Origin of the sequence: Dietzia maris, from assembly GCF_014144855.1 — a bacterium.
Taxonomy (GTDB): Bacteria; Actinomycetota; Actinomycetes; order Mycobacteriales; family Mycobacteriaceae; genus Dietzia; species Dietzia kunjamensis.
Map to the genome: position 1 here is coordinate 1 of NZ_JAALDN010000081.1, position 1,822 is coordinate 1,822.

Genomic DNA, 1,822 nt, shown 5'->3' on the forward strand with positions numbered 1-1,822 from the left:
CGGCGCCCCCTCGTCGGCGCCCTCGTCGACACCGGGGCCGCGGCGGGGGCCGCCGCCGTCGCGTTCGCCCTGGCGACCCTCGCCTCGGGCACCGGGTTCGGCTGGCTGGACGCGATCTCCGTCTCCGACCGGGTCATCAACTACCTCAGCGCGCCCACCGCCGCGGCGCACCTGGTCCACGCCGTGGTCGACACCCCCGGATTCGAGGACGTCCTGGCGGTCGCCCGCCGCGTCGGACGCGTGGTCCTGGGGGTCACCCTCGTCGTGGTGTGGTGGCTCCACCGGCGTGACACCCGCTCGGCGCTCCGCGGCATCATGGTCGCGCTGCTGGCCTTCGTCATCCTCAACTCGCTGGCCTGGCCCTGGTATTACGTGTGGGTGGCGGCGTTCTGGGTCGCCGCCCGACCCGGTCGACGCGCCACCACAGCCGTCGTTGCGGTGACCGTCTTCCTCGTGATGGCGATCGGACCCAACGGGTCGACCAGCCTCTACAGCCCCGCGCTCGTCGGGGCGGCCCTCGCGGCAGCCCTCGCCGCGGTCTGGTGGTGGCGGCGCGCCACCGCCGGGGTCAGAACGCCATCGCCTGGGCGCGCCGCATGACCTCGCGGGCGCGGTGACCGTGTAGCGCGTCGGCCGGCCGGCCGGGCAGGCTGTCGTCCTCGGCGAACAGCCACCGCAGGATCTCCTCGTCCCGGTAGCCGCCGTCCCGCAGGACCGCGACCAGCCCGGGCAGGAAGCGCACGACCTCGTCGTCGTCATCCAGGAAGGTCGCCGGCACCACCACGATGCCCGCTCGCCGCACGGCGAGCAGGGTCCCGTCGCGCAGGAGATCGTGCACGCGGGTCACGGGGATGCCCAGGCGCTCGGACACCGCGGGGAGGTTGATGGTCTCGACGTCGGCGGGCAGGACGTCGTCGGCGTGCGGAACAGTACTCACGCCACCCAGGTTAGTCCCACGGGCGCACCCGGGCCCCACCGGCGGTGCCGGCGCGGCCGACGGCGTCGGGCTACGGACCCCGTCCGCTCGGGACGTACCGCGGACGGGACGGGAGGGGCAGAATGGACGACATGAGCACTTACGACGGGAAGCCCCCCGGCCCAGGAACACTGCTCGACGGGCGATACCGGCTCGACGCCGTCATCGCCCGCGGCGGGATGTCCACCGTCCACCTGGCCACCGACGAGCGGTTGGACCGCCACGTCGCCGTCAAGCTGCTCGATCCGACCCTCGCCGGGGACAAGGCGTTCGTGGACCGCTTCACCCTCGAGGCCAGGTCGGTGGCCCGCCTGTCGGATTCCGGCATCGTCCAGGTGTTCGACCAGGGCGTCGAGGCCGACACCGCGTTCCTCGTGATGGAACTCGTGCCCGGTGGCACGTTGCGGGAACTGCTCGACGAGCGCGGCCCCATGCCCCCGTACGCCGCGGCCGCCGTCCTGCGTCCGCTCCTCGGCGCCCTGCGGGAGGCCCACCAGGCCGGGCTGGTGCACCGCGACATCAAGCCCGAGAACGTGTTGATCTCCGGCAGCGGCGCGGTCAAACTCGCCGACTTCGGCCTGGTCCGGGCGGTGGCCGAGTCCCGCGCCACCTCGAGCAGCGTGGTGATGGGCACGGCGGCCTACCTGTCCCCCGAACAGATCTCCGGCGCCGACACCGACGCCCGGTCCGACCTGTACTCCCTCGGCGTTCTCGCCTACGAGATGCTCACCGGGGAGCCACCGTTCAGCGGTGACAACACCATCGCCGTGGCCTACCGTCGCCTCGACACCGACGTGCCGGCCCCGTCCGACCAGTCCGACACCGTGGCCGAGGACCTCGACCACC

The 1,822-nt window shown here is 73.2% G+C and carries 2 protein-coding genes and 1 pseudogene; 2 read left to right on the forward strand and 1 reads right to left on the reverse strand.

The features are described from left to right. A pseudogene (locus G6024_RS03090) lies at positions 1-600 on the forward strand (polyprenol phosphomannose-dependent alpha 1,6 mannosyltransferase MptB); the annotation flags it as partial. On the opposite strand, the gene G6024_RS03095 reads toward G6024_RS03090, so the two are convergent. After that, the gene (locus G6024_RS03095; RefSeq protein WP_067713740.1) at positions 569-937 is read right to left on the reverse strand and encodes an Rv2175c family DNA-binding protein; all 369 of its coding nucleotides are present in this window, start codon (positions 935-937) and stop codon (positions 569-571) included. The pseudogene G6024_RS03090 and the gene G6024_RS03095 sit on opposite strands and share 32 nt — an antisense overlap. A 131-nt stretch (positions 938-1,068) precedes the next feature. Between G6024_RS03095 and G6024_RS03100 the strand changes: the two genes are divergently transcribed. Continuing rightward, positions 1,069-1,822, forward strand: a 754-nt coding sequence (locus G6024_RS03100) for a protein kinase domain-containing protein (RefSeq protein WP_478213474.1), incomplete at its 3' end; no start/stop codon positions are given.